Origin of the sequence: Pseudomonas sp. Z3-6 (genome assembly GCF_051131985.1) — a bacterium.
GTDB lineage: Bacteria > Pseudomonadota > Gammaproteobacteria > Pseudomonadales > Pseudomonadaceae > Aquipseudomonas > Aquipseudomonas zanjanensis.
On the sequence record NZ_CP071644.1, the window covers coordinates 6,191,142 to 6,215,129 of the forward strand.

Consider the following 23,988-nt stretch of genomic DNA (forward strand, 5'->3'; position numbering starts at 1 on the left):
TGCCGCCAGTCTCAAGCTTGCCACGATGGAAAGGTCAAGTTCTGACAAAAACTGCCGGGCTGGCAATCGGCATCGCCCTCAGCCAAGCTGCACACATCAAGGATTTCACACCGGAGGTTCAGCCATGCGCTGGTCAGCGTTCAGCCTGTTTTGCATGCTCGGTCTTTCAGCGGTAGCGCCCCCGGCCTCGGCCGCCGGCGAAGACTATGGCGTGTTGATCATTTCCCGCGAGCGCCTGGAGGTGTCGACCAATTGCGAAATCGGCATCTATATCCAGGACCAACTCTCGGCCCGGCTGTTCCAGGAGCAAAGCACCTCGTTCAACCTGCCGCCAGGTCAAGTCTCCTTGCGCCTGAAGTTGCTGCCGGGGCAGGCGCCGGGTTGTAATCCGGGCATGCTCGCGCCAGGGTCTCAGAACATCACCCTCAAGGCCGGTGACATCTTGAAGTTCCGCATCGCCATGAATGAACAAGGCATGTACCTCAAGCAGGCTGGGCTCGGTTACTGACACCCCCATCTTGTGGTTGCCAGCCCCTGTGGGAGCGAGCTTTGTGGGAGCAAAGCTTGCTCGCGATCCAGGCACCGCGGTCCCTCAAGAGACTGCGGTGCTTTCATCGCGGGCAAGCCTTGCTCCCACAACGTCAGTCCCATCTTAGGGATATGTTAGCTTTTGGATTGGCGCTTGACCTTGCCAGCATGGCAAGGTTGATCCTGTAGTCATTCACTACAGGGAGCCTGACCCATGTCCGAATCCACCACGTTCGATCTACCCATTGCCGGGATGACCTGTGCCAGTTGCGCCGGGCGGGTCGAGCGAGCCTTGAGCAAAGTCGCCGGTACCCGTGCTGTCAGCGTCAACCTGGCGACGGAACTGGCCCGAGTCCAGGCCCCCAAAGGCAGCCTGCCGGCCTTGAAGCAGGCCGTCGAACAGGCGGGCTATAGCGTTCCCGTGCAAACCCTGGAGTTGAACATCGAAGGGATGACCTGCGCCTCCTGTGTCGGTCGGGTCGAACGCGCCCTGGGCAAGGTCGATGGCGTGAACAACGTCAACGTCAATCTGGCCAACGAGCGGGCCCATCTCGAACTGCTCGGCCACGTGGATGCACAAACCCTGATCGATGCGGTCAAGCGCGCGGGCTACGACGCCACGGTCTGGCAGGCCGAGCAGGCCGCCGATACCCAGAACCACCGCCTGAATCGTGAACGCCTGGCACTGGTGCTGGCGATCCTGCTGTCCGTGCCGTTGGTGCTGCCCATGTTGCTGCAGCCGTTCGGCGTGCATTGGATGCTTCCGGCCTGGGTGCAGTTCGCCCTGGCGACGCCGGTGCAATTCATCTTTGGCGCGCGGTTCTACGTCGCCGCCTTCAAGGCCGTGCGGGCCGGTGCCGGGAACATGGACCTGCTGGTGGCCCTGGGTACCAGCGCCGGCTATGGCTTGAGCGTGTATGAATGGGCGATCGCCCGTCCCGGCGGCATGCCGCACCTGTATTTCGAGGCCTCGGCGGTGGTGATTGCCCTGGTGCTGCTCGGCAAATACCTGGAAAGCCGCGCCAAGCGCCAGACCGCCAGCGCCATCCGCGCCCTCGAAGCCTTGCGCCCGGAGCGGGCGATCCAGGTGATCGATGGCCAGGAGCGGGACGTTGCCATCAGCGCCCTGCGCTTGAATGACCGGGTGCTGGTCAAGCCCGGCGAACGTTTCCCGGTGGACGGTGAAGTGCTGGAAGGCCAGAGCCATGCCGACGAAGCGCTGATCAGCGGCGAAAGCCTGCCGGTGCCCAAGCAGCCCGGCGACAAAGTCACGGGTGGCGCCATCAATGGCGAAGGCCGGCTGCTGGTCCGCACGCAAGCCTTGGGCGCCGAAACCGTTCTGGCGCGCATCATCCGCCTGGTGGAAGACGCCCAGGCCGCCAAGGCGCCAATCCAGAAACTGGTGGATAAAGTCAGCCAGGTCTTCGTGCCGGTGGTGCTGGTGCTGGCCCTGGCGACATTGATCGGCTGGTGGCTGTACGGAGCCCCACTGGAAATCGCACTGATCAACGCCGTTGCGGTGCTGGTAATCGCCTGCCCCTGCGCCCTGGGCCTGGCGACGCCCACGGCAATCATGGCTGGCACCGGTGTGGCTGCGCGCCACGGGATTCTGATCAAGGATGCCGAGGCCTTGGAGCGCGCCCATGAAGTCACGACCGTGGTGTTTGACAAGACCGGCACCCTCACCTCCGGCACGCCCCGCATCGCCCACCTGACCGCCCTCGACGGTGACGAGGACACGCTGCTGAAAATGGCCGGGGCGCTGCAACGCGGCAGCGAACATCCGCTGGCCAAAGCGGTACTGGATGCCTGCGCCGAGCGCGGCCTGCACGTGCCGGATGTCAGCGACAGCCAGTCCCTGGCCGGACGCGGTATTGCCGGCAGCCTCGACGGGCGCCGCCTGGCCTTGGGCAATCGTCGTCTGCTTGAAGAACGGGGTCTGAACCCCGGTTCGCTGGCCGAATCTGCGCAGGTTTGGGAAACCGAAGGGCGCACGTTGTCCTGGCTGATCGAACAAGGCGCAGTGCCGCGGGTGCTAGGCCTGTTTGCCTTCGGTGACACCCTCAAGCCTGGTGCTCTGGCAGCCGTACAGGCCTTGGATGAACAGCACATCGCCAGCCATCTGCTCACCGGCGACAACCAAGGTAGCGCCCGGGTAGTGGCCCAGGCGCTGGAGATTTCCAATGTCCATGCCGAGGTACTGCCGGCGGATAAATCCGCCATCGTCCAACAATTGAAGCGCCATTCGGTGGTGGCGATGGTGGGCGACGGCATCAACGACGCCCCGGCCCTGGCCGCCGCCGACATTGGCATTGCCATGGGCGGCGGCACCGATGTGGCGATGCATGCCGCGGGCATTACCCTCATGCGTGGCGATCCGCGCCTGGTGCCGGCGGCGCTGGACATCAGCCGCAAGACCTACGCCAAGATCCGCCAGAACCTGTTCTGGGCGTTTATCTATAACCTGATCGGCATCCCCCTGGCGGCGTTCGGTTTTCTCAACCCGGTGCTGGCCGGCGCCGCCATGGCGCTGTCGAGCGTCAGCGTGGTGAGCAATGCGTTACTGTTGAAGTTCTGGACACCCAAGCCATTGGAGGACAAGCGATGAACATCGGCCAAGCGGCCCGCCAGAGCGGCCTGAGCGCGAAGATGATCCGTTATTACGAATCCATCGGCCTGCTCAAGGCTGCACATCGTACCGACAGCGGTTACCGGATCTACGGCACCGATGACCTGCACACCCTGGCGTTCATCAAGCGCTCCCGCGACTTGGGATTTTCCTTGGAAGAGGTCGGCAAACTGCTGACCCTCTGGCAAGACCGCCAACGCGCCAGCGCCGACGTCAAGGCCCTGGCCCGGCAACACATCGATGAGCTGAACCAGAAAATCCGCGAGTTGGCCGAACTGCGCGACACCCTGCAAGACCTGGTCGAACACTGCCACGGCGACCACCGCCCGGATTGTCCGATCCTCAAGGAACTGGCGTCGGGGTGCTGTAAGAATTGATGCCAACCGCCCTGTGGGAGCGAGCCTGCTCGCGAAGACGGTTGCCCATTCAACATCCATGCAAGCTGACCCATCGCTTTCGCGAGCAGGCTCGCTTCCACAGGGGGCTTGGTGGGGGACATCAGATTCGAGCTCCAACACAAAACCTCTGTGGGAGCGGGCTTGCTCGCGAAGACGGCGGCACATTCAACATTGATCCAAGCTGACCCACCGCTTTCGCGAGCAAGCCCGCTCCCACAGGGATTGGCTGTGAATATAGATATTGAAGGCATCGAAAAACCAATGTGGGAGCGAGCCTGCTCGCGAAGACGGCGGCACATTCACCATCAATGCAAGCTGACCCACCGCTATCGCGAGCAAGCTCGCTCCCACAAAAAACCCGGCCATTGGCCGGGTTTTTGTTCAACCGATCATTGCATCCACGGCGGCGGTGGTTCTTCGGTCTTGCCGGGTGGTGCATCGTCGGCGGCGCGGACCGCCTGGCGGCGTTCCTCGTCCAGGCGTGCAGCCTCGATTTCACGCATGATCCCGCCGACATCCGCCAGCTCTTCCGGCTCGTCGAACTCGCCGGTCAGCACGCTGGCCGGGTGCAGGGTGCCGGCTTCGTACAGTGCCCACATTTCCTTCGCGTACTTGGTGCGCTTGAGCTCCGGGGCGAACCGGCCGAAGTAGGACGCCATATTGCCCACGTCCCGCTCCAACATGCTGAAGGCATGGTTGTTACCCGCGGCATCCACGGCTTGTGGCAGGTCGATGATCACCGGCCCCGTTGGCGTGAGCAGGACGTTGAACTCCGACAGGTCACCATGCACCAGACCGGTACACAGCATCAGCACGATCTGGGAAATCAGATAGGCGTGATATTCACGAGCCTGGTCCGGCTCCAGCACCACATCGTTCAGGCGCGGTGCCGCATCGCCATACTCGTCGGCCACCAGCTCCATCAGCAGCACGCCTTCGAGGAAGTCGTACGGCTTGGGCACACGCACACCCGCGCTCGCCAGGCGAAACAGGGCCGCCACTTCGGCATTCTGCCAGGCGTCCTCGGTTTCCTTGCGCCCGAACTTCGAGCCCTTGGCCATGGCCCGGGCCTGACGGCTGTTGCGCACCTTGCGGCCTTCCTGATATTCGGCCGCCTGACGAAAACTTCGCTTGTTCGCCTCCTTGTAGACCTTCGCGCAACGTAGCTCGTTGCCGCAGCGCACCACATAAACAGCTGCTTCTTTACCACTCATGAGTGGGCGCAGCACCTCGTCGACCAGACCGTCCTCGATCAGGGGTTCAATGCGTTTTGGAGTCTTCATCAGCTTTTATTGTGGGTCCTTTATTACCAAACACGCGAATGACAGTCGTTATACGGCAATCCTTGCTCCACGGGGAGGGGTTGCCGACCTATGAACCGGTGATGCACACACTGTGCCGGATTATCGACCGCGCCAAATCATAGCCGAGACCGGACCTGGCGTTGGCAAATGAATGCCCAGGTATTTGCGACAAGAGCTGACAGCCATGTCTACAGCCGCCGTAGGCCAGTGCGGCGACTCAATGCTTGAACAACTCCCCCGGGGTAAACCCGAACATCCCTTTGAACGCGGCAATGAACGCGGACGTTGACTCATACCCACAGGACAACGCGGCGCTGGTGACGCTGTCGCCTTTCTCCAACGAGCCCAGGGACGACAACAAACGCATGCGCTGGCGCCAGGCCCGAAAGCTCAGGCCGGTCTCGCGCTGGAACAGGCGCATCAGGGTTTTTTCCGACGTGCCCAGACGCTCGGACCAAGCGTGCAAGGTGACGTTCCGTTCGGGCTGTTCGATCAAATCGTTGCACAGCGCCAGCAAGCGGGCATGTCGCGGCAGCGGCAGGGAAAATCCCACCTCCGGCAGCGTCGCCAACTGATCCAGCAGCACCAGCACCAGCCGTTCTTCCTGGGTATTACCCTGGGGATAATCGACCGGCAGCTGACAGAACACCTTGATCAGTTCACGGGCCAGTGGCGTGACCTCCAGCACCCGACAGCGCTCGTCGGCCCAGGGGCAAGCGTGGCGATGGACGTACAGGCTGCGCATTTCCGCCCGGGTGGAGGTCACCACCTGGTGCTCCAGGTCCGCCGGAATCCAGATGCCCCGTTGTGGTGGAGCAAAAAAACTGCCGGCGGCGGTGTGTACGCCAAGAACGCCGCTGATGGCGTAGGAAAATTGCACCCAATCATGACGATGGGCTTGGGTCCAGGAACCGGCGCTCAGGCTTTCGACACGGGCGTACAGCGGCCTCGGCAATTGCGCCAGGTCGGGGATATGGCGTTCCAGCTGCTGATGTCCGTTAGGCGGCATCGATTGGCCTTATGTCGCAAGACGACTGATGGTGACGACGTTAGGCTAAGTCGACTTTTCTTACAACTTGCGGTGCCCTATGCATATCGTCAGACACCTCAAACGCCTGATAACCGACTGGTTCCTGTGCGGCATGTTGCTCGCCACGCTGTTGGCATATTTCTTCCCGACCTTTGGCGCCATGGGCGGTGCCATGCATGCCGAATGGGTGGTCAACATCGGCATCTTCGTGGTGTTCTTCCTGCACGGGGTCAACCTGTCCGGCGAGCAGATCCGCCACGGCCTGAAGAACATCCGGCTGCATGCGATGGTGCAGGGTTTCACCTTTGGCGTGTTCCCCTTGATCTGGCTACTCAGCAACTGGCTGCTGGGCAGCCATGTGCCGGCGCTGCTGATGCTGGGGTTCTTCTACCTCTGCGCCCTGCCCTCGACGATCTCTTCCTCGGTGGCCCTGACCGGCAGTGCGAAAGGTAACGTGCCAGCGGCAATTCTCAACGCGAGCCTGTCCAGCGTACTGGGGATTTTCCTGACACCGTTGCTGGTCAGTTTCGTCGTCGGCAGTGGCGCCGGGGGCATCGACCTGGGGTCAACCTTGCTCGACCTGTGCCTGATGTTGCTGCTGCCGCTGGTGCTGGGGCAGTTCCTGCGGCGTTGGCTGGCCGGCTTTTTCGGGCGGTACAAACGCTACACCAGCATCATCGACAAGTTGGTCATCCTGCTGCTGGTCTATGCGGCGTTCTGCAACTCGATGGTGTCCGGCATCTGGCGCCAGCAAGGCAACGGCGTGTTGCTCAGCGCAGTGGTGGGCAGTGCCGTGCTGCTGGTAATCATCCTGTGGGCGACCACCCGTACCGCCCGCGCCCTGAAGTTCAACAGCGCCGATGAAGTCGCCGCGGTGTTTTGCGCCAGCAAGAAATCCCTTGCCGCCGGGGTGCCGATGGCGGCGTTGATTTTCGGCAACCATCCGGGCCTGGGGCTGATTCTGCTGCCGATCATGATCTATCACCCGCTGCAGTTGATCGTCTGCTCGATCCTGGCCGAGCGCTATGCCAGCCAGCACAAGGCGCTGACATCCGGCCAGGACGGCGCCCTCGTCAACGCTCGATGATCGCCGTCACGCCCTGGCCGGCGGCGGCACAGATGGAGATCAACCCTCGACCTCGCCCGGCGGCATCCAGCAACTTGGCGAGGTTGGCGACAATGCGCCCGCCCGTGGCGGCAAACGGATGCCCGGCGGCCAGGGAACTGCCCTTCACGTTCAGCCGGCTGCGGTCGATGGACCCCAGCGGCGCGTCGAGACCCAGGCGGGTGTTGCAGTAGTCCGGGTCTTCCCAGGCTTTGAGCGTGCACAGCACTTGGGCGGCGAACGCTTCGTGGATTTCGTAGTAATCGAAGTCTTGCAAGGTCAGGCCGTTGCGCGCCAACAATCGCGGCACGGCGTAGACCGGGGCCATCAGCAGCCCTTCGGCACCGTTGACGAAATCCACCGCCGCCGTTTCACCGTCACGCAGGTACGCCAGGATCGGCAGGCCCCGGGCCTTGGCCCATTCTTCGCTGCCCAGCAGCACCAACGAGGCACCGTCGGTCAGTGGCGTGGAGTTGCCGGCAGTCATCGTGCCCTTGGCGCTTTTTTCGAAGGCAGGCTTGAGGGACGCGAGTTTTTCCAGGGTCAGGTCCGGGCGCAGGTTGTTGTCCCGGGTCAGGCCGAGAAAGGGCGTCATCAAGTCGTTCTGCCAACCTTCTGCGTAGGACGCGGCCATTTTCTGATGGCTCTCCAGGGCCAACTGGTCTTGCGCCTCCCGAGGGATCTGCCAGGTCTGGGCCATCAATTCACAGTGCTCGCCCATGCTCAGGCCGGTGCGCGGTTCGTTGATGCGCGGCAGATCCGGTATCAGGTGTTGGGGGCGCAATTGCAGGAAGGTCTTGATTTTCTCGGCGGTGGTCTTGGCGCGATTGGCTTGCAGCAGGATCCTGCGCAACCCCTCGTTGACGGCGATCGGCGCGTCCGATGTGGTGTCTACGCCGCCGGCAATGCCGCTGTCGATCTGGCCCAGGGCGATCTTGTTGGCCACCAGCAGCACCGTTTCCAGCCCCGTACCGCAGGCCTGCTGTACGTCATAGGCCGGCGTCATCGGTGACAACCGCGAACCGAGCACGCATTCGCGGGTCAGGTTCATATCCCGGGAGTGCTTGAGCACCGCACCGGCCGCCACTTCGCCGATGTGCAAGCCATGCAGGTTGTAGCGTTCGATCAGCCCCTCGAGGGCAGCCGTCAACATCGCCTTGTTGCTGGCGGTGGCATAGAGCCCGTTGGAGCGGGCGAAGGGAATGCGGTTACCGCCGATGATCGCGACGCGACGTAGTTGTGTCATGAGAGAACTCCCTGTGTACCCTGTGAAAACTCAACCGAACCCTGTGGGAGCAAAGCTTGCTCGCGATGAACGATGACGCGACCTACCTGAAAAACGCGGTGCCTGCATCGCGAGCAAGCTTTGCTCCCACAGGTATCCCGTGCCCTGGAAACAGCGCTCCGGCACAAGCTTAGGCTTTATCTCGCCGATCGAACGACTGATTGCCAATCATGGTCCACACTTGGAACCTCATCAGCCGGAGTGTGTTCCATGTCTGACCGTTATATCGACTTCGCCAATTCGCCCATTGGCCGGCGCATGGTCGGGTCCCTCGGCCTGCCCTCGCCGGTACGCCTGGAGCGCTGGCAGGCCGGGCGGCTGCGGCCGATCGAAGGCGCGCTGCTGCTGGGCGGTGGGCCGTTGACCGAACAGATCGGCACCTTTGCCAAGCGCCTGACCGACAGCATTTTCATCTACGGCGGCGAACCGACCCTGGCCACGGAATGGATCCCCGGCCACGGCCCGAAAATCAAGGCGGTGGTGTACGACGCCAGCCATTTGGTCCAGGCCGACCAGCTCAAGCAACTGCGGGAATTTTTCCAGCCACTGATGAAAAACCTCGACCACAGCGCCCATGTCGTCATCCTCGGGCGTGCACCGGAAAGCCTTGGCGATCCGTTCGCCGCCAGTGCCCAGCGAGCGTTGGAGGGTTTCAGCCGGTCCCTGGCCAAAGAGCTGCGCCACGGCGGGACGCTGCAATTGCTGTACGTCGGCGACGGTGCCGAAACCCAGTTGGAAGGTGCGCTGAGGTTTTTCCTGTCGCCCAAAAGCGCCTTCATTTCCGGGCAGGTCATTCGTCTTAACGCCTGTGACACCCAAGTCCAGGACTGGACCCGGCCGCTCACGGGGCTCAAGGCGTTGGTCACTGGCGCAGCCCGCGGGATCGGCGCCGCCATCGCCGAAACCCTGGCCCGCGATGGCGCCGACGTGATCCTGTTGGACGTCCCCCAGGCCAAGACCGATCTCGACGCCCTGGCGGCACGCTTGAGCGGGCGCAGCGTCACGCTGGATATCTGCGCTGAAGAGGCTGCCCCACAGTTGATCGAGCACTTGCCCGACGGCGTCGACATCGTGGTGCACAACGCCGGCATCACTCGGGACAAGACCCTCGCCAACATGACCCCGGAATTCTGGGACGCCGTGCTGGCCGTCAACCTCAACGCCCCGCAAGTACTGACCAAGGCCCTGCTGGACAGCGGCACCCTGCGGGACAATGGCCGGGTGGTTCTACTGGCGTCCATCAGCGGCATTGCCGGCAACCGTGGGCAGACCAACTATGCGGCGAGCAAAGCCGGGCTGATCGGCCTGGCCCAGGCGTGGGCACCGCAGCTGCAGACACGCGGGATCAGCATCAATGCCGTGGCGCCGGGCTTCATTGAAACCCGCATGACCGCCGAGATCCCCTTCGCCTTGCGCGAGGCCGGACGGCGCATGAGCTCCCTTGGCCAGGGCGGTTTGCCCCAGGACGTCGCCGAAGCCGTGGCCTGGCTCGCACAACCGGGCACCGGCGCCGTGACCGGGCAGGCCCTGCGGGTGTGCGGTCAAAGCCTATTGGGAGCGTGACCATGACGATCCAATGGCATGACGTCAGCAGCCCGCCCTCCATGTCCGGGCTTTATTCGAAAGCGGCGACACGGCGCAAGGTCACCGGAACGACCTTGCCCGAGGAAGGGTTGCGCCAGGTGCTCCAGGTCGACCCGCAACGGCTGGCGGCTTATCGCAAGGTTTGCGGTTTCGTCGATAACGGACTGCTGCCGCCGACCTATCCCCACGTCTTGGCGTTCGCCCTGCAAATGCAATTGCTCACGGGGCGGGACTTCCCTTTTCCGTTGTTGGGGCTGATCCACTTGAGCAACCGCATTCGTGTATTGCGGCCCATGGGCGGGGTCGGCCAGGTGCGGACCAGCGTCCACGTCGAGAACCTGCAAGCCCATGCCAAGGGCGCGGTCTTCGACCTGGTGACCCGCCTCGATGATCAATTGGGGCCGCTGTGGGAAGCCCGGAGCCAGATGCTGTGCAAAGGGGTCCAGCTTGACGGCGCACTGGTGGACGACTCGCCCGAGGCCAGCTTGCCCTTGATTGAAGTCGCGCGTTGGGCCGCACCGGCTGACATCGGTCGGCAGTACGCCAAGGTCTCCGGCGACTACAACCCGATCCACCTGAGTGGCATGAGCGCTCGGCTGTTCGGCTTCCCCACCGCCATCGCCCATGGTCTGTGGAACAAGGCCAGGACCCTGGCGGCGCTGGATGACCACCTGGCCGAGGCCAACATCGAAATTGACGTGACCTTCAAAAAACCAGTGCGCCTGCCCAGCGAAGTGACCCTGCTGGCCAGCGCGGCGGGCTCCAGTGGGCAACTGCAACTGATGGGCGCCGGGGCGCTGGAGCATATGGTGGGAGCGTGGCGGCCGGTGGCCTGAGCAGGTCGATGGTATTCACCGCGCCCCCTGTGGGAGCGGGCTTGCTCGCGAAAGCGGTGGGTCAGTCTGAATCAATGTGACTGTGCAGCCGTCTTCGCGAGCAAGCCCGCTCCCACAGTTTGTCCAGGGATGTTCATAGATCCGATAGCCACCACCAATCCCTGTGGGAGCGAGCTTGCTCGCGATGGCGGTGGGTCAGCTTGCATCCATCTTGAATCACCCCACTCAGCGCGGCGGGTAGTTGGACAGGATCCGCCCGACCGTCTCTCGCACAGCCGTGTTGCGGTCGGTCGGGTTGGGGGAGTTGCTGAGCAATTGCTCATCACTGCCACGCCACACCAGCTTGCCGTCCTTGCCATCGAGCAGGTCGATCTGCACGGTGGCGACCTTGTAGCTGATGTTGCGGGTTTCGTTGTACATCGGTCCGCCCCAATACCCGTTCCAAGGGCCGCCCCAACCGCCGCCATAGTTGGTCGTGACCTGCTGCTGGCGGTCCTCGACAATCAAATAGGCCTGGACCAGCACATCGCCGCGCCCACCTGCCGCGGCCGGACGCAGGCCGCGCTGGTCGAGTTGATCGGCCACCGCCTGGCGGATCCGCTGCTCGGTCAGGTCGCTCTTGATACGGGGGTCATCGGGACGATATTGCAGCGCCGGGTCTTTCCAGCTCCAACTGCGGTATGCCGCGAAATCACGGCTGGTGTCGAAGTCATGATTGACCTGGTTAGAAGCACAGGCCCCCAGCAGCAAGGTGAAGGCCAGTAGAGCAAGACGGCGAAACATGGTTTTTCTCCGTTGCGTAATCAACTTGGCGGATACGCCGACAGGGCTTTTTCCACCGCTTCACGAATGGCGTCGGTGCGCTCGGTCTGGCTGCCCCGCTGGCCAGTCTCGGCGCTGGCGCTCCACACCGGCTGACCGGTGCGGGCATCGAACAGGTCCACCCGAACCACCACGACTTGTTCCTGATACGTGCGCACCATCGGCATCGGACGGTACACGCCATAACCCGGACCGTAGCGGTCGTAACGGTTGTAGCCACCGTAGTACCCCGCATCATAGTCGTCCCGAACCTGACGCACGCGGGTTTCCAGGCGCAGGTCGGCGCTGACGAACAGGTCGGCGGGCCGGTTGTCATGCAGCGGCCGCAGGCCCCGCTGGTCGAGGGCATTGCTCACCGCTTCGGCCACTTGGGCTGAATCCGCCCAGGCAGTGCCCGGTGGCAAACGCCCGTCACGCCAGGCCCAACTGCGATAGCGCCCGTAATCACGGGGCGGCGCCGGATAGGCGCTACGGTCGAACACCGTGGCGGCCTCGGGCGGCGCCGGCGGCAGCGGGTTGGACGTGGCGACATAGGGATTGCTGCCCTGGCAGGCCACCAGCCCCAGGCACAGCACCAACAACCCTGAACGACCTTTCATTTCGCGCTCCGATTGCACGTTCAGATCAGAGGGGACGACACATCCAGTGCAGATAACGCCCCAACCCGGCAAACGCCGGATGGCGACGGTGGGCCAGTTCCATTTCCAGCAACTGCGCTAGCTCCACCCGCCCCTGGAATTCTACGGGCATGTAGTCATGGAAAACCCGCACGCCACTCTGGCTTTCGACCTGCCACAGGCCTTCAAGTTGCGCCGCCAATTCGCGCGGATCAAGGGGCTGTTGTGGTGTCAGGCTCTGTTTTTCGCCGGCCATGTCGTTTTTGCGCAACTTGCGAAAATGCCCCTTGAGCAGGTTGCGATAGACCAACGCGTCACGGTTGTAGAACGCCAGGGACAACCAACCGCCCGGGACCGTGAGTTGGTGCAACACCGGCAGGATCGCGTGGGGCTCGGCCAGCCACTCCAGCACCGCGTGACACAGCACCAGGTCGTAAGGCTCGGTCAACTGGCCGAGCAGGTCCTGCCACGGCGCCTGGATAAACGTGGCCTGCTGGCCGGCCTCGGCAAAGCGTTGGCGGGCGCCTTCGAGCATGGGTTCGGCCGGCTCGGCCAGGGTCACCTGGTGGCCGCGCTCGGCCAGCCACAACGACATATGGCCCAGGCCGGCGCCGATGTCCAGCACGCGCAACGGGCGTTGCGGCAAGCTTTCCAGCAGGTCGGCCTGAAGCACTGCCAGGCGGATCGCGCCCTTGGCCCCGCCGTAGATTTTCTCCGCGAAACGCGTGGCGAGCTGATCGAAATGACGGTCGCTCATTGGCCGAACCGCCGTTCGCTGTCCGCCAGCTTGCTGCGCACCACGGCGTCCATGTCCAGGCCCAACTCGCTGCACAGCAGCAACAGGTACAACACGATGTCACCGACTTCCTGCCCGGCGTGGGCCAGTTTGTCCGCCGGCAACTGGCGGGACTGATCCTCGGTCAGCCACTGGAAAATCTCCACCAGCTCGGCCATTTCCACGCTGGCGGCCATGGCGAGGTTTTTCGGGCTGTGAAATTGCCGCCAATCGTTACGATCGCGAATGGCATGCAGGCGTTCGGTCAGTTCAACAAGGTTCATCGGGTTCTCCTGAATGCGCATAGCTTCACGGGGATGATCGGGGAAGGCAAGAGTCCTCGGTACGAAGCGGCGGTTTGCCCCATAATCGAACCAACTCGGCCGCCACAGCTCCTACAATCAGGAGCCAACGGCTCAACGCAGATTCCCTCCCATCAGGATGCACATATGCAGGCAGAAAGCTTTTTCGAATGGCTCGGCCAGGCGCTCGGTTCGGTGATCCGGTTCATCGTCGACCTGCTCAGCGGCCTCTTCAACACCCTGGCCAACGCCGGCGGCAACTTCGTCGACGGGCTGTCACGCACCCTGGGCATGGACACCTCGATCATCAGCATCATCGCCCTGATCCTCGGGCTGATGCTGCTGTACTCGGCCATTCGCGCGTTCATGCGGGCCTCGATCGTCATGGGCATCATCTGGCTGGTGCTGGGGTTGTGGTTGTTGAGCTGGATCATTCACTAGAGCCTCAGCATCCCCTCGCCTGACACAACACTCTGTGGCGAGGGAGCTTGCTCCCGCTGGGGCGCGCAGCGGCCCTGTTTTTGGGGACGGCTGCGCAGTCCAGCGGGAGCAAGCTCCCTCGCCACAATGAATCCAAGTTCCGCAGGGAACGAGCAGGCAAGAACCCGCTACAATCGCGCTCCATCAAGGAGCCCGCATGCCCAACCTGATCACCGACTGGCGCGACCGCCTCACCCATCGCCGGGTCTGGGCATTGGCTGCGCCGATGATCCTCTCGAACATTTCCGTACCGCTGGTGGCGCTGGTGGACAGCACGGTCATCGGCCACTTGCCCCATGCCCATCAGTTGGGCGCGGTGGCGGTCGGGGCGAGTTTGTATACGGTGCTGGCGTGGGCCATGGGTTTCTTGCGCATGGGCACCACCGGGTTCGCCGCCCAGGCCGCCGGGCGGGGTGACGGCGCGGCGTTGCGGCAAGTGTTGCTGCAAGGCCTGCTATTGGCGATGGGGTTGGCGGTGCTGCTCGGTGCCGTCGGCGTGCCGTTGAGTAACGTGGCCTTGCACTTCATGCAGCCGTCCGCTGAGCTCAACCAGTTGACCCGCGACTTCTTCCATACCCGGCTCTTCGGCTTGCCGGCGGCGCTGGCCAGCTATGCGCTGGTGGGCTGGTTCCTTGGCGCCCAGAATGCCCGGGCGCCGTTGGCGATCCTGCTGGTGACCAACCTGGTCAACATCGCCCTGAACCTGTGGTTCGTGATCGGCCTGGACTGGGGCGTGACCGGTTCGGCCCGGGCCTCGGTGATAGCCGAGTGGACCGGTGCGCTGGTTGGCCTGGCCTTGGCTCGCAAGACACTGCGGGCCTGGCCCGGACAAATCGCCTGGGCAGCCCTGGGCGTTTGGCGGAACTGGCGTCCGCTGCTGGCGGTGAACCGGGACATTTTCATTCGCAGCCTGGCCCTGCAAGCGGTGTTCTTCCTGATCACGGTGCAAGGCGCGCGCCTGGGGGACGCGACCGTGGCAGCCAATGCCCTGCTGCTCAACGGCCTGCTGTTGACCGCCCATGCCCTGGACGGCCTCGCCCACGCCGTGGAGGCGTTGTGCGGCCATGCCATCGGCGCTCGCGACCGCCTCGCCCTGCGTCGTTCGCTGGTGGTGGCCGGCGGTTGGTCGCTGATTGCCAGCCTCGGCTTTGCCCTGCTGTTCCTGCTCGCCGGCCACGTCTTCATCGACATGCAGACCGACATCCCCGACGTGCGCGCCACCGCTTATGGCTACCTGCCCTACCTGGCGACCTTGCCGCTGATCGCGGTCTGGAGCTACCTGCTCGACGGCCTGTTCATCGGTGCCACCCGTGCCCGGGAAATGCGCAACGGCATGGTCTTGACCCTGCTGCTGGTGGCGCCAATCGCCTGGATGCTGCTGGGGTTGGGCAACCACGGACTGTGGATCACCTTCTTGCTGTTCATGGCCTTGCGCAGCCTCACCCTCGGTGCGCTTGCCTGGCACTTGCAGCGGCACGACCGTTGGCTCGGCGCGCCGACGCAATAACCCTCAACCCTGACGGCCCTGCCAGCGTCGCCGCAGGTGATCGAGCCGCTCGCGCTGCGAACCACCCTCCGGCCCCGGCAAGACCCGGGCATTGGGGTATTGCAGCCGCAGCCAGAGCCAGTCGTCGAGCACCGTCCGCTCGGTAAAACCCAGCGCCAGCCCCTGCTGCACATTCTCCCAGAGCCGGCGGTAATCACGGCCGGTGGAAAGGGACCATTGCCACGCGTGACGCTCCAGCAGGCAGCGCTGCAACTGGCCCTGCTGTCGGTCGCTGAGGCCGTGTTCCTTCTCCAGCGCCGCCACTGGCAATCCGGGGTTGGACAGTTGCTGCCAGCCCTGACTGCCGATCGCCCGGTCGGCCCATGTGCCGCCGAACCAGCGCAACAGGCTGATCGGACCCAGCCAGCAACTGAGTTCATGGGCGTCGCAACCGTCGAAGAAATAGCTGGCGGTGTGCGGGTTGTAGTAATTCAACAAGGCTTTGTGATGCAGGCCCAGCGTCACCGTCAGCATGCGCCGCAGATGCGCCAGTAATTGCACCGCAGGCTGTGGACAGGCCAGCAACAGCCCTGGCCAGGCGCGCGGGTCCAGGTGGCAAAGACTCGTCAACGCGGGCGATTGGCGCAGATCCACCAACAGCGGGCCGTGGTCGCGAAGCCCATGCAGCTCAGTACCTTCGAACAGGGCAAAGTGCTGGGCATCGGCGAACTGCGCGTGAACACGCTGCACCGCCTCAGGCGCACTCGGTGCGTCCAGCAACAACCACTGCGGCGTCGATCCAGGCACGGCCACGGCGCTCATCGAGCAATGCCCGCGCCGCGGCCCATGAGCATGCGGCAGGTGCACAGGGGTTGGGTGCAAGGGTTGAAAGGCCCGCCTTCGGGCAACAGGCACAACAAGACCAGCGGCTCGGCCTCCCGCAGCGCCGACAACAGCACCGGATCGACCACGGATGGCCCAAGTGTTTCGCCCGAGAATGACTCATCCGCGCCCTCTACCGAGGCAGGCTCGCTCAGAAATGCACTGATCAACGGCCGATCCGGATCGCCTTCGATAAAGCTCACCAGCACCTCGGTACCGTCACCCATCGCGTCCACCCCGCCAGCCGCCAGCTCGGGCGCCAAAGGCAACCAGCAATGGCTGGGACTGGAACCTTCGCCCTGATAGACCCAGTCGAACTCCACCGCCACGCGCCCTGCCCCGAGCACGGGAGGCTCGTCAACCGCCACGACCCAACCGCGTTGCCGGCTTGCCATGCGGGGCTTGACCGGGACGTTGTCCGGCATGAACAGCACGCCCCGGGGAATGGCCTTGAAATGATTGCCATACATGCCCGCCTGGGCGCGATGCTCAACCTTGGTCAACAGCCAGCGCCGGTTCCAGCTGGCAAACGGATGGGCCGTCAGCGTCAGTATCTGGCCCGCGTGCAGGTTCGTCAGGTCGCTACGACCCTGGGCGACTTGCTGCCCCGCCACAGCGGTTTGCACGCTGAAGGTCCGCACCGCGGCAGTCAGCCCCTCGTCCGCATAGACCGCCTGGCCGGCAGGGGGGAAACTGTGCGGGTTGTCCGCGAACACCAGGCAATGCCCGTCGCGGGCGTGTTCGAAATGAAAGTGGATACCCGCTTGGGCGCACACGCGCTGGAGGAACTGCAGGTCCGATTCCCGATACTGGGTACAGAAATCCTGCGGTGGGTAATCGCCACTCAGGTCCAGGCACAGGCTGCGCCCACTGATGCCATGGGCCTTGAGCACTTGGCGAATGATCTGCGGCACCGAGCGGGCGCTGAACACTCGCTGGTTGAAGCGCTGAGCCAGACAGGCCAGCCTGGGGCTGATACGCACCCGGCAGCCGGCGCCATGGGAATGCTGGACCCACTCATGGATCTGCCCATGAATGCCTCGGCCTGGCGCTCCGAAACTCAACCAGACGCTGCGGTACAGCAAGCCCGCCAAGTCCAGGCTCGGATCGAGCAACGGCAGCTCCGCTTCATAGACGAAGGGTTCGCTGATCGCTTCACTGCCCGTAAAAGCGACCACGTCAACGGGCTCGGGCAGACCGGCTATCTCCAGACGAAAAGCTGGCTCGCGGGCTGGATCGGACATCGGCGTTTCTCTACAGGAGGGGCGGCCGGGGATTCTCGCCGACCGACATGGCCGCGTAGAGGGGCCAAGTACAAGTTAGGAAAGGGACTACATGAAATAAGGACATCGCCGATTAAATGAACCGGTGTGAAGAAATAACCGTGGCATAAACAAAAATGCCCTCCGGGGCTGTCCGAAAAAAACCGCAATGTACGGTGTTTTTTCTGACAGCCCCGGCGGGCAGTGTCGATCAGCCAAGAGGTGGACCTGATGCAATCCTGTGGCGAGGGAGCTTGCTCCCGCTTGGGTGCGAAGCAGCCACAACGAATGGGTCTGCTGCGCAGCCCAGCGGGAGCAAGCTCCCTCGCCACAGTGAATCGCGCCAACCTTGAGGGAGCGGCTGTGGGGCTATCTTCTATCAGGACGACAGATACGACGAACGCGTCAGCCCCAAACGCAGCGCATCGAGGAACTGGGTGCGCTCGGCGGCGCTGATGCGGGCGCTGGCGCATTTGTCGCGGTAGTGCGTCATCAACTCCTCTGGCGACAAGTGCACGTAGCGCAGCATGTCTTCGATGGTGTCGTGGGTTTCGATGCCTGCGTGGTACACACTGCCGTCGGCGTTCTGGTAGATGTTCACCGAGTCGGTATCGCCGAACAGGTTGTGCATGTCGCCGAGAATTTCCTGGTAGGCGCCCACCAGGAAGATGCCCAGCAGGTAATCTTCACCGGGATTGAGGGCGTGCACCGGCAGGCTGGTCTCGATGCTCTGCTCGTCGACGTACTGCTTGATCTTGCCGTCGGAGTCGCAGGTCAGGTCTTGCAGCACGGCGCGGCGCAGCGGCTCTTCGTCCAGGCGATGCAGCGGCAGGATCGGCAGCACTTGGCCGATGGCCCAGGTGTCCGGCAGGCTCTGGAATACCGAGAAGTTGCAGATGTACTTGTCGGCCAGCTTGTCGTTGAGTTCGTCCAGCACCTGGCGGTGCGAGCGCTGGCGGGCCTTCAACGAGTTGTGCAGGCGACGGCACACGGCAAAGTAGCACTGCTCGGCCAAGGCTTTTTCCGCCAGGGTCAGCTTGCCGTCGGCATATTGCGCCGCCACGTCGCTCATGTAGTGCGTGGCGCGCCAGTAGGTCTCGGTGACCATCTCGATGTCGGTGGGGCCCAGCAGGTCAACCAGCCATTGCACGGTTTCCGGCAGTTCCTGCTTGTTGTCGATCGCCGGCACGTCGTCGTTGTGTTTTTCGACGTCGGTCACCTGCACCACCAGCATCGCGTGGTGAGCGGTCAGCGAGCGGCCGCTTTCCGAGAAGATGTGCGGGTGCGGCAGGCCCTGGGCGTCGCAGAATTCCTTGAGCATGCCAACCACGACACCGGCGTAATCGTCCATGTCGTAGTTGATCGAGCTGGCATTGCGCGAGTGCGTGCCGTCGTAGTCCACGCCGAGGCCGCCGCCGACGTCGATGTGATCCACCGGCAGGCCGAGGTTGCGCAGCTCACCGTAGTAACGGATCGCTTCCTTGAAGCCATGCTGGTAGTCCGCCAGGTTGGCGATCTGCGAACCCATGTGGAAGTGCAACAGGCGGATGCCCTGGTCCAGGCCAGCCGCGCGGAAACGCTCGACCACCGACAGCAGTTGCGCGGCCGACAAGCCGAACTTGGACTTCTCGCCACCGGTATCGGCCCACTTGCTCGACGCCAGGGACGACAGGCGCACCCGCAGGCCGACCTGTGGCTTGACCTTGAGCACCGCGGCCTCTTCGATCACCAGGCCGACTTCGGACTCTTTCTCGATGACGATGAAAACGTTGTGGCCAAGCTTCTGGCCCATCAGCGCCAGGCGGATGAACTCGCGGTCCTTGTAGCCGTTGCAGACGATGGTCCCGCCCTTCGGTGCGAGGGCCAGCACCGCCAGCAGCTCCGGCTTGGAACCGGCTTCCAGGCCGATGGAGACGTTCTGGGTGGCAATGATGTTTTCGATCACCGCTTCCTGCTGGTTGACCTTGATCGGGTAGAGCGCGGTGTACTTGCTCTGGTATTCCAGGCGCGCGATGTTGCTGTCGAACGCGCCGGTGAGCTGGCGCACACGGTCTTGCAGGATGTCGGGGAAGCGCACCAGCAACGGCAGCGAGAGGCCGCTCTGGCGCAACTGGTCGACTTGCTCGAACAGGTCGATGGGCGAACTGCCTGGACCGTTCGGACGGACTTCGACGCGACCGGCTTCATTGATCGCGAAATACCCGGCCCCCCAATGGCGAATCCCGTAAACGCTGCGGCTGTCCGCAACTGTCCATTGGCTGCCATCGTCTTTGCGTGTGCGTCGTACGGACATCGAAGTCCCCTATAAAGAAGTCAAAATGCACCATCCGGTCGGAGGCTGGGGCAGTCTAGAGAGTGAAAATGACGAATTGCCTGTTAGCAAGGTAGACCCTGCTCCCAGCGATGAGTTTAGAAACCCGTTCAGAACAGGCTCTGTGAAAACCATGCGGGCGACCTCGGACGGCGAGTCCGGGTCAAGCCGAGGGTGGTTTTCACAGAAGCTGCTAGCCGCCGGATTTCTTTGCCTTGAAGCCGTGCTTGACCAGTTCCGCCAGCAGCAGCTCGACGTGATCGCCCTGGATCTCGATGATGCCGTCTTTCAACGCACCACCGGTGCCACAGCGTTTCTTCAACGTGGTGGCCAGTTCCTTGAGCGCGTCTTCGGCCAACGGCACACCGGTGATCGTGGTCACCGTCTTGCCGCCGCGCCCTTTGCTTTCCCGGCGCACACGGGCAATGCCGTCACCGGCGGGGATGGCGGTCTGTTTGCAGATGCAGGCATCCACCGGCTGACGGCAATCAGGGCAATGACGACCGGCGTCGGTAGAAAATACCAGGCCGCCCAGGGCGGCGAAGGATGCGGCTTTTTTGGCCACCGGCAATCCTCTTGGGAGGACAAAGACTGGTCGAGGGGAGAATGGGCCTCGACCGCGAAACCCCACTCAGGCAGGGGCAGCGCTACTGGACCGCAGACACGGTTCAGCTTGAAAAGTCGCGCAGTGTAACGGCAAAAAGGCGACTTGCTAAGGGCCAATCAGCGCCAATTTATAGCTTCTTTGCGACGCTGCCACCGTGGACGCGCAAATAGCGCTCAAGTGCCGCCAGGGAGTCCGGGCAGTAAGGCATGCGCTGGATTTCATCGAGCACCTGTTCGAGGGGCAGGAAACGCGCTTCGAGGACTTCTTCGGGTTGCAGGACCAATGGGCCGTCCCACACCGCCGAGAACGCCGAGCACCACAGGCGACTGCCGGGGTCTTCGAAATAAAAATGGTCATGGGCGGTCAGTTCCACGCCGCTCACGCCCAGCTCCTCCGCCAGTTCACGGGCCGCCGATTCGGCATAGGTCTCGTCGGCCTGGACCATGCCGCCCGCCGCCACGTCCCAGAACCCCGGGTAGATGGCCTTGCTCAGGGTGCGCCGGTGAACACACAGTTCACCGGCCGAGTTGAACAGCATGATGTAGGTGCCACGTCCGATCAGCCCGCGTTCGCGCAACTCCGAACGCACCAGGCTGCCGAGCAGGTTGTCGTGCTCGTCGACCCACGCGATCAACTCGGCATCCGAGGCCACTCGGTGAGCGACCTCCCGGGGGCTTTCGTTCATGGATCAACCCTGGTTCAGCAGTTGCCGCAAGTCGATGACCGCTGCGTTGGCCCGGGAAATGTAGTTGGCCATGACCAGCGAGTGGTTCGCCAACACACCGAAGCCGCTGCCGTTGAGGATCATCGGGCTCCAGACCGGTTCCTGGGACGCTTCCAGTTCACGAATGATCTGCCGCACGCTGACCGTGGCGTTCTTTTTCGCCAGCACATCGGCGAAGTCCACTTCGATGGCGCGCAGCAGGTGCGACAGCGCCCAGGCCTGGCCGCGGGCTTCATAGAACACGTTGTCGATCTGCAGCCATGGGGTCTCGACCACCTCTTCGTCCACCTGCGGCACCTGGCCCGGGGCCGGAACTTCGGTTTTCAGCGAGGTGTTGAGCTTGACCCGGCCAACGCTGGCCGACAGGCGCTGGGACAACGAACCCAGGCGCGTGCCGACGTCGCCCAGCCAGTTGTTCAAGTTGTCGGCGCGCGCGTAGAACAGCGCGCTTTTCTGGTTCGGGTCGGACAGCCGCGCCTGATAGCGGCTCAGGGAGTTGATGCCTTCCTGGTATTCGGATTCGCTGGAGGGCAGCACCCAGCTGCGGTTGTCGAAGTTGAAGCGCGGCTCGGCCTTGGCCAGGTCGGCGTCCTCGGCGGACTGGGACTGGGAGCGGGCGAAGTCCTTGCGCAGGGCACGGCTCAGGTCGCGGACCTGCACCAGCACGCCATATTCCCAGCTCGGCATGTTGTCCATCCACAGGCCCGGCGGGAAGCGGTCGTTGGAGATGTAGCCACCTTGCTTGGTCAGCAAGGTCCCGGCCACGGTCTTGAGGGTCTCGACCGTGGTGTAGCCCACCACCATCTGCCGACCGTCCTTCTCGGCCGCGGCCTGGGCGTTCTGCTGCACGGGGAACAACGCGGGCTCCTGGCTCCAGTACCAGCCGACGGCAATGGTCACCAGCAGGTAGAGGGCGATCAGCGTGGCCAGTGCGCGGCTGAAAAAAAGCCCACCCAGGTAGCTGCGGGTGGCCGATTTCGGCTCGGCGGCGCGTTCAGGCGCGCTGCCCGCGCGGTTTTTCCAGTCCAGCATGGCGATGTTCCTTCAATCACTTGAGTTCTCGGTTCGACCACAACCCTACGCCATCGTGCCTGATTTGAAACGCGATAATGCGGCGCCAATCATGCCGGGCGCGACAGGGCAATCGAACAGCACTATAAAGGAAGCGTTGCCATCGGCCTACGAGACTGTCCAGTCACAAACTGAATTTCGCGACTGGACAGAATATTGACGTACGACACTCATGCGAGGGAAAAGAGGTGCTAGCATAGAGCCACCAGTCGATCTCAGCATGCACCCTAACTAGTAGTCAGGATATGACCGAGCCAGAAGACCCCAGCCGTGAGCGCCTCAAGCACCACTTTGCCCAGCGGGTAATTCATCAGGCTCGTCAGATCCTGGAGATTTGGCAGCGCCTGCAACGCAGCGAATGGTCAAGTACCGACCTCTCGGAACTCAGCGAAGCCAACCTGCGCCTGCTGCGCTTTGCCGAGCGCTTCGAACAGCCCGAGCACTCCCAACTGGCCCAAGGCATCAGCCAGTCGCTGCAAGCGGTGGATGCCAATCGTGGGCGCCTGAGCAGCCACCTGATCACCGAAATCAACCGCCTGATGCAGCGTTTGTCGCGCACCGGCCTGCGCCACGGCGACCAGCTCGAACAAACCTTCCTGCCGCCGCTGCGCAAACCCATCTACGTGATGCTGCAGGACCATGACCGCGCCGAGCGCCTGGCCAAGCAATTGGAATTCTTCGGCCTCAGCGCCCAGGCGCTGGACAGTGTCGCGGCGTTCCGGGCCTCGATGGTCGAGCGCCTGCCGGCGGCGATTGTCATGGATGTGGACTTCAGCGGCCCCGGCACCGGCCTGAAACTGGCCGCCGAAGCCCAGGAAGGCCTGGAGCAACCTTTGCCGCTGTTGTTCTTCAGTTTGTTGGAAACCGACACGCCGACACGCCTGGCCGCGGTACGCGCCGGCGGGCAGGAATTCCTCACCGGCACCCTCGAAGCCTCGAGCCTGCTGGAAAAGATCGAGGTGCTGACCTGCGTTGCCCAATACGATCCCTACAAAGTGCTGATCATCGATGACTCCCGTGCCCAGGCCTTGCACACCGAGCGCCTGCTCAACAGCGCCGGCATCATTACCCGCACGCTGATCGAACCGATCCAGGCCATGGCCGAGCTGGCGGATTTCCAGCCCGACCTGATCATCCTCGATATGTACATGCCCGCCTGCACCGGCACGGAACTGGCCAAGGTGATCCGCCACAATGACCGCTACGTCAGCGTGCCGATCATCTACCTGTCCGCCGAAGACGACCTGGACAAGCAGCTCGACGCCATGAGCGAAGGTGGCGACGACTTCCTGACCAAGCCGATCAAGCCTCGGCACCTGATCACCACCGTGCGCAACCGTGCGGCCCGGGCGCGCAACCTCAAGGCGCGGATGGTGCGCGACAGCCTCACCGGCCTGTACAACCACACCCACATCCTGCAATTACTCGAAGATTGCAGCTTCCGCGCCCGCCGCGAAGGCAAGCCCCTGAGCTTCGCCATGCTCGACATCGACCACTTCAAACGGGTCAACGACAGCCACGGCCACCCCATGGGCGACCGGGTGATCAAGAGCCTGGCGCTGTTTCTCAAGCAACGCCTGCGCAAGACCGACTTCATCGGCCGTTACGGCGGCGAAGAGTTCGCCATTGTCATGCCCGACACCGACATCGACGCTGCCTGCAAGGTGTTGGATGAGATTCGCCAGCGCTTTGCCGAAATCCATTACCCGGCCCAGCCCCATGATTTGTGGTGCACCTTCAGTGCTGGCGTGGTGGAAATGAGCGATGACTCCGACAGCCTGATGATGGCCAGCCAGGCGGACGAAGCGCTGTATCGCGCCAAGCACGCCGGACGCAACCGGGTACAGAGCGCCCGTCAATCAAAGCAAAGTGCCACTTTTTCATCGGAATCGACTGATTCAGTCATAAACCTGTAACTCAAGCGCAATAAATTCAGGCACTTACGATTCT

The 23,988-nt window shown here is 63.2% G+C and carries 22 protein-coding genes; 9 read left to right on the plus strand and 13 right to left on the minus strand.

Annotated features, from left to right (window positions below; genetic code table 11):
• The first annotated feature begins 124 nt into the window (after window positions 1–124).
• The 3 genes from J3P88_RS26795 (at window position 125) to cueR (ending at window position 3,534) form a co-directional block, all read left to right on the plus strand.
• Window positions 125–508 carry a hypothetical protein gene (locus tag J3P88_RS26795; protein ID WP_434572597.1) on the plus strand — a complete coding sequence of 128 codons (384 nt, stop codon included), beginning with the start codon at window positions 125–127 and terminating at the stop codon, window positions 506–508.
• Between the two features lie 234 nt (window positions 509–742).
• Window positions 743–3,136, plus strand: coding sequence for a heavy metal translocating P-type ATPase (locus tag J3P88_RS26800; protein WP_434572599.1), 2,394 nt, complete (start codon window positions 743–745; stop codon window positions 3,134–3,136).
• Complete coding sequence (gene cueR / locus J3P88_RS26805) at window positions 3,133–3,534, plus strand: Cu(I)-responsive transcriptional regulator (RefSeq protein ID WP_109752292.1); 402 nt, start codon at window positions 3,133–3,135, stop codon at window positions 3,532–3,534. The genes J3P88_RS26800 and cueR overlap by 4 nt, the downstream gene beginning before the upstream one ends.
• Window positions 3,535–3,944: 410 nt before the next feature.
• Here cueR and J3P88_RS26810 read toward each other — a convergent pair whose 3' ends face one another.
• On the minus strand, window positions 3,945–4,838 hold the full coding sequence (locus J3P88_RS26810; protein ID WP_014336406.1) for a PA4780 family RIO1-like protein kinase: 894 nt from the start codon (window positions 4,836–4,838) through the stop codon (window positions 3,945–3,947).
• Between the two features lie 238 nt (window positions 4,839–5,076).
• Entirely contained in the window at window positions 5,077–5,868 is a 792-nt protein-coding gene (locus tag J3P88_RS26815; RefSeq protein ID WP_434572602.1) for an AraC family transcriptional regulator, read from the minus strand.
• A 79-nt stretch (window positions 5,869–5,947) separates the two neighbouring features.
• Here J3P88_RS26815 and J3P88_RS26820 point away from each other — a divergent pair, with 79 nt between their 5' ends.
• Window positions 5,948–6,976: a bile acid:sodium symporter family protein gene (locus tag J3P88_RS26820; protein ID WP_434572604.1), complete on the plus strand. Its 1,029-nt coding sequence runs from the start codon at window positions 5,948–5,950 to the stop codon at window positions 6,974–6,976.
• Here J3P88_RS26820 and J3P88_RS26825 read toward each other — a convergent pair.
• On the minus strand, window positions 6,963–8,240 hold the full coding sequence (locus J3P88_RS26825; protein WP_434572606.1) for an acetyl-CoA C-acetyltransferase: 1,278 nt from the start codon (window positions 8,238–8,240) through the stop codon (window positions 6,963–6,965). The two genes, J3P88_RS26820 and J3P88_RS26825, sit on opposite strands and share 14 nt — an antisense overlap.
• 249 nt (window positions 8,241–8,489) lie before the next feature.
• Here J3P88_RS26825 and J3P88_RS26830 point away from each other — a divergent pair, with 249 nt between their 5' ends.
• On the plus strand, window positions 8,490–9,842 hold the full coding sequence (locus tag J3P88_RS26830; protein WP_434572608.1) for a 3-oxoacyl-ACP reductase: 1,353 nt from the start codon (window positions 8,490–8,492) through the stop codon (window positions 9,840–9,842).
• Between the two features lie 2 nt (window positions 9,843–9,844).
• The gene (locus J3P88_RS26835; protein ID WP_434572610.1) at window positions 9,845–10,699 is read left to right on the plus strand and encodes a MaoC family dehydratase; all 855 of its coding nucleotides are present in this window, start codon (window positions 9,845–9,847) and stop codon (window positions 10,697–10,699) included.
• A 225-nt stretch (window positions 10,700–10,924) separates the two neighbouring features.
• Here the strand turns inward: J3P88_RS26835 and J3P88_RS26840 are convergent, their stop codons facing one another.
• Genes J3P88_RS26840 through J3P88_RS26855 form a run of 4 tightly spaced genes read right to left on the minus strand, consistent with a single transcriptional unit; the run spans window position 10,925 to window position 13,197 of the window.
• Entirely contained in the window at window positions 10,925–11,482 is a 558-nt protein-coding gene (locus J3P88_RS26840; RefSeq protein ID WP_186707916.1) for a DUF4136 domain-containing protein, read from the minus strand.
• Window positions 11,483–11,502: 20 nt separating this feature from the next.
• On the minus strand, window positions 11,503–12,120 hold the full coding sequence (locus J3P88_RS26845; RefSeq protein WP_186707914.1) for a DUF4136 domain-containing protein: 618 nt from the start codon (window positions 12,118–12,120) through the stop codon (window positions 11,503–11,505).
• 25 nt (window positions 12,121–12,145) lie between these two features.
• Window positions 12,146–12,895, minus strand: a complete 750-nt coding sequence (locus J3P88_RS26850) for a methyltransferase (protein ID WP_434572612.1) — start codon at window positions 12,893–12,895, stop codon at window positions 12,146–12,148.
• Window positions 12,892–13,197: a MazG-like family protein gene (locus tag J3P88_RS26855; protein WP_003186192.1), complete on the minus strand. Its 306-nt coding sequence runs from the start codon at window positions 13,195–13,197 to the stop codon at window positions 12,892–12,894. Before J3P88_RS26855 ends, J3P88_RS26850 begins: the two co-directional genes overlap by 4 nt.
• A 165-nt stretch (window positions 13,198–13,362) precedes the next feature.
• On the opposite strand from J3P88_RS26855, the gene J3P88_RS26860 reads away from it, so the two are divergent.
• Both J3P88_RS26860 and J3P88_RS26865 read left to right on the plus strand, forming a co-directional pair.
• Complete coding sequence (locus J3P88_RS26860) at window positions 13,363–13,656, plus strand: hypothetical protein (protein ID WP_018607618.1); 294 nt, start codon at window positions 13,363–13,365, stop codon at window positions 13,654–13,656.
• Between the two features lie 196 nt (window positions 13,657–13,852).
• Window positions 13,853–15,202, plus strand: a complete 1,350-nt coding sequence (locus J3P88_RS26865; protein WP_434572615.1) for an MATE family efflux transporter — start codon at window positions 13,853–13,855, stop codon at window positions 15,200–15,202.
• Window positions 15,203–15,205: 3 nt separating this feature from the next.
• Here J3P88_RS26865 and J3P88_RS26870 read toward each other — a convergent pair whose 3' ends face one another.
• From J3P88_RS26870 to J3P88_RS26895, 6 genes are all read right to left on the minus strand, one after another.
• The gene (locus J3P88_RS26870; protein WP_434572617.1) at window positions 15,206–16,003 is read right to left on the minus strand and encodes a DUF4123 domain-containing protein; all 798 of its coding nucleotides are present in this window, start codon (window positions 16,001–16,003) and stop codon (window positions 15,206–15,208) included.
• Entirely contained in the window at window positions 16,000–17,307 is a 1,308-nt protein-coding gene (locus J3P88_RS26875; protein WP_434572619.1) for a type VI secretion system Vgr family protein, read from the minus strand. The genes J3P88_RS26870 and J3P88_RS26875 overlap by 4 nt, the downstream gene beginning before the upstream one ends.
• 397 nt (window positions 17,308–17,704) lie before the next feature.
• Complete coding sequence (speA, locus tag J3P88_RS26880) at window positions 17,705–19,618, minus strand: arginine decarboxylase (RefSeq protein WP_186707901.1); 1,914 nt, start codon at window positions 19,616–19,618, stop codon at window positions 17,705–17,707.
• A 211-nt stretch (window positions 19,619–19,829) separates the two neighbouring features.
• Window positions 19,830–20,201 (minus strand): translation initiation factor Sui1, encoded by a 372-nt coding sequence (locus J3P88_RS26885; RefSeq protein ID WP_003197435.1) that lies wholly within the window; start codon window positions 20,199–20,201, stop codon window positions 19,830–19,832.
• Window positions 20,202–20,370: 169 nt separating this feature from the next.
• Window positions 20,371–20,928 (minus strand): NUDIX hydrolase, encoded by a 558-nt coding sequence (locus tag J3P88_RS26890; protein WP_434572622.1) that lies wholly within the window; start codon window positions 20,926–20,928, stop codon window positions 20,371–20,373.
• Window positions 20,929–20,931: 3 nt separating this feature from the next.
• Window positions 20,932–21,999, minus strand: coding sequence for a DUF2333 family protein (locus tag J3P88_RS26895; protein WP_186707897.1), 1,068 nt, complete (start codon window positions 21,997–21,999; stop codon window positions 20,932–20,934).
• A 284-nt stretch (window positions 22,000–22,283) separates the two neighbouring features.
• Between J3P88_RS26895 and gcbA the strand changes: the two genes are divergently transcribed.
• Window positions 22,284–23,954 carry a diguanylate cyclase GcbA gene (gcbA, locus tag J3P88_RS26900; RefSeq protein WP_305469547.1) on the plus strand — a complete coding sequence of 557 codons (1,671 nt, stop codon included), beginning with the start codon at window positions 22,284–22,286 and terminating at the stop codon, window positions 23,952–23,954.
• The last annotated feature ends 34 nt before the right edge of the window (window positions 23,955–23,988 follow it).

Coding starts and splice junctions, on each gene's coding strand:
- J3P88_RS26890 (WP_434572622.1), bottom strand. CDS start 20,928: ATGAACGAAAGCCCCCGGGAGGTCGCTCACCGAGTGGCCTCGGATGCC.
- J3P88_RS26795 (WP_434572597.1), top strand. CDS start 125: ATGCGCTGGTCAGCGTTCAGCCTGTTTTGCATGCTCGGTCTTTCAGCG.
- cueR (WP_109752292.1), top strand. CDS start 3,133: ATGAACATCGGCCAAGCGGCCCGCCAGAGCGGCCTGAGCGCGAAGATG.
- J3P88_RS26855 (WP_003186192.1), bottom strand. CDS start 13,197: ATGAACCTTGTTGAACTGACCGAACGCCTGCATGCCATTCGCGATCGT.
- J3P88_RS26850 (WP_434572612.1), bottom strand. CDS start 12,895: ATGAGCGACCGTCATTTCGATCAGCTCGCCACGCGTTTCGCGGAGAAA.
- J3P88_RS26830 (WP_434572608.1), top strand. CDS start 8,490: ATGTCTGACCGTTATATCGACTTCGCCAATTCGCCCATTGGCCGGCGC.
- J3P88_RS26870 (WP_434572617.1), bottom strand. CDS start 16,003: ATGAGCGCCGTGGCCGTGCCTGGATCGACGCCGCAGTGGTTGTTGCTG.
- J3P88_RS26815 (WP_434572602.1), bottom strand. CDS start 5,868: ATGCCGCCTAACGGACATCAGCAGCTGGAACGCCATATCCCCGACCTG.
- gcbA (WP_305469547.1), top strand. CDS start 22,284: ATGACCGAGCCAGAAGACCCCAGCCGTGAGCGCCTCAAGCACCACTTT.
- J3P88_RS26860 (WP_018607618.1), top strand. CDS start 13,363: ATGCAGGCAGAAAGCTTTTTCGAATGGCTCGGCCAGGCGCTCGGTTCG.
- J3P88_RS26800 (WP_434572599.1), top strand. CDS start 743: ATGTCCGAATCCACCACGTTCGATCTACCCATTGCCGGGATGACCTGT.
- J3P88_RS26825 (WP_434572606.1), bottom strand. CDS start 8,240: ATGACACAACTACGTCGCGTCGCGATCATCGGCGGTAACCGCATTCCC.
- J3P88_RS26895 (WP_186707897.1), bottom strand. CDS start 21,999: ATGCTGGACTGGAAAAACCGCGCGGGCAGCGCGCCTGAACGCGCCGCC.
- speA (WP_186707901.1), bottom strand. CDS start 19,618: ATGTCCGTACGACGCACACGCAAAGACGATGGCAGCCAATGGACAGTT.
- J3P88_RS26845 (WP_186707914.1), bottom strand. CDS start 12,120: ATGAAAGGTCGTTCAGGGTTGTTGGTGCTGTGCCTGGGGCTGGTGGCC.
- J3P88_RS26835 (WP_434572610.1), top strand. CDS start 9,845: ATGACGATCCAATGGCATGACGTCAGCAGCCCGCCCTCCATGTCCGGG.
- J3P88_RS26875 (WP_434572619.1), bottom strand. CDS start 17,307: ATGTCCGATCCAGCCCGCGAGCCAGCTTTTCGTCTGGAGATAGCCGGT.
- J3P88_RS26810 (WP_014336406.1), bottom strand. CDS start 4,838: ATGAAGACTCCAAAACGCATTGAACCCCTGATCGAGGACGGTCTGGTC.
- J3P88_RS26840 (WP_186707916.1), bottom strand. CDS start 11,482: ATGTTTCGCCGTCTTGCTCTACTGGCCTTCACCTTGCTGCTGGGGGCC.
- J3P88_RS26820 (WP_434572604.1), top strand. CDS start 5,948: ATGCATATCGTCAGACACCTCAAACGCCTGATAACCGACTGGTTCCTG.
- J3P88_RS26865 (WP_434572615.1), top strand. CDS start 13,853: ATGCCCAACCTGATCACCGACTGGCGCGACCGCCTCACCCATCGCCGG.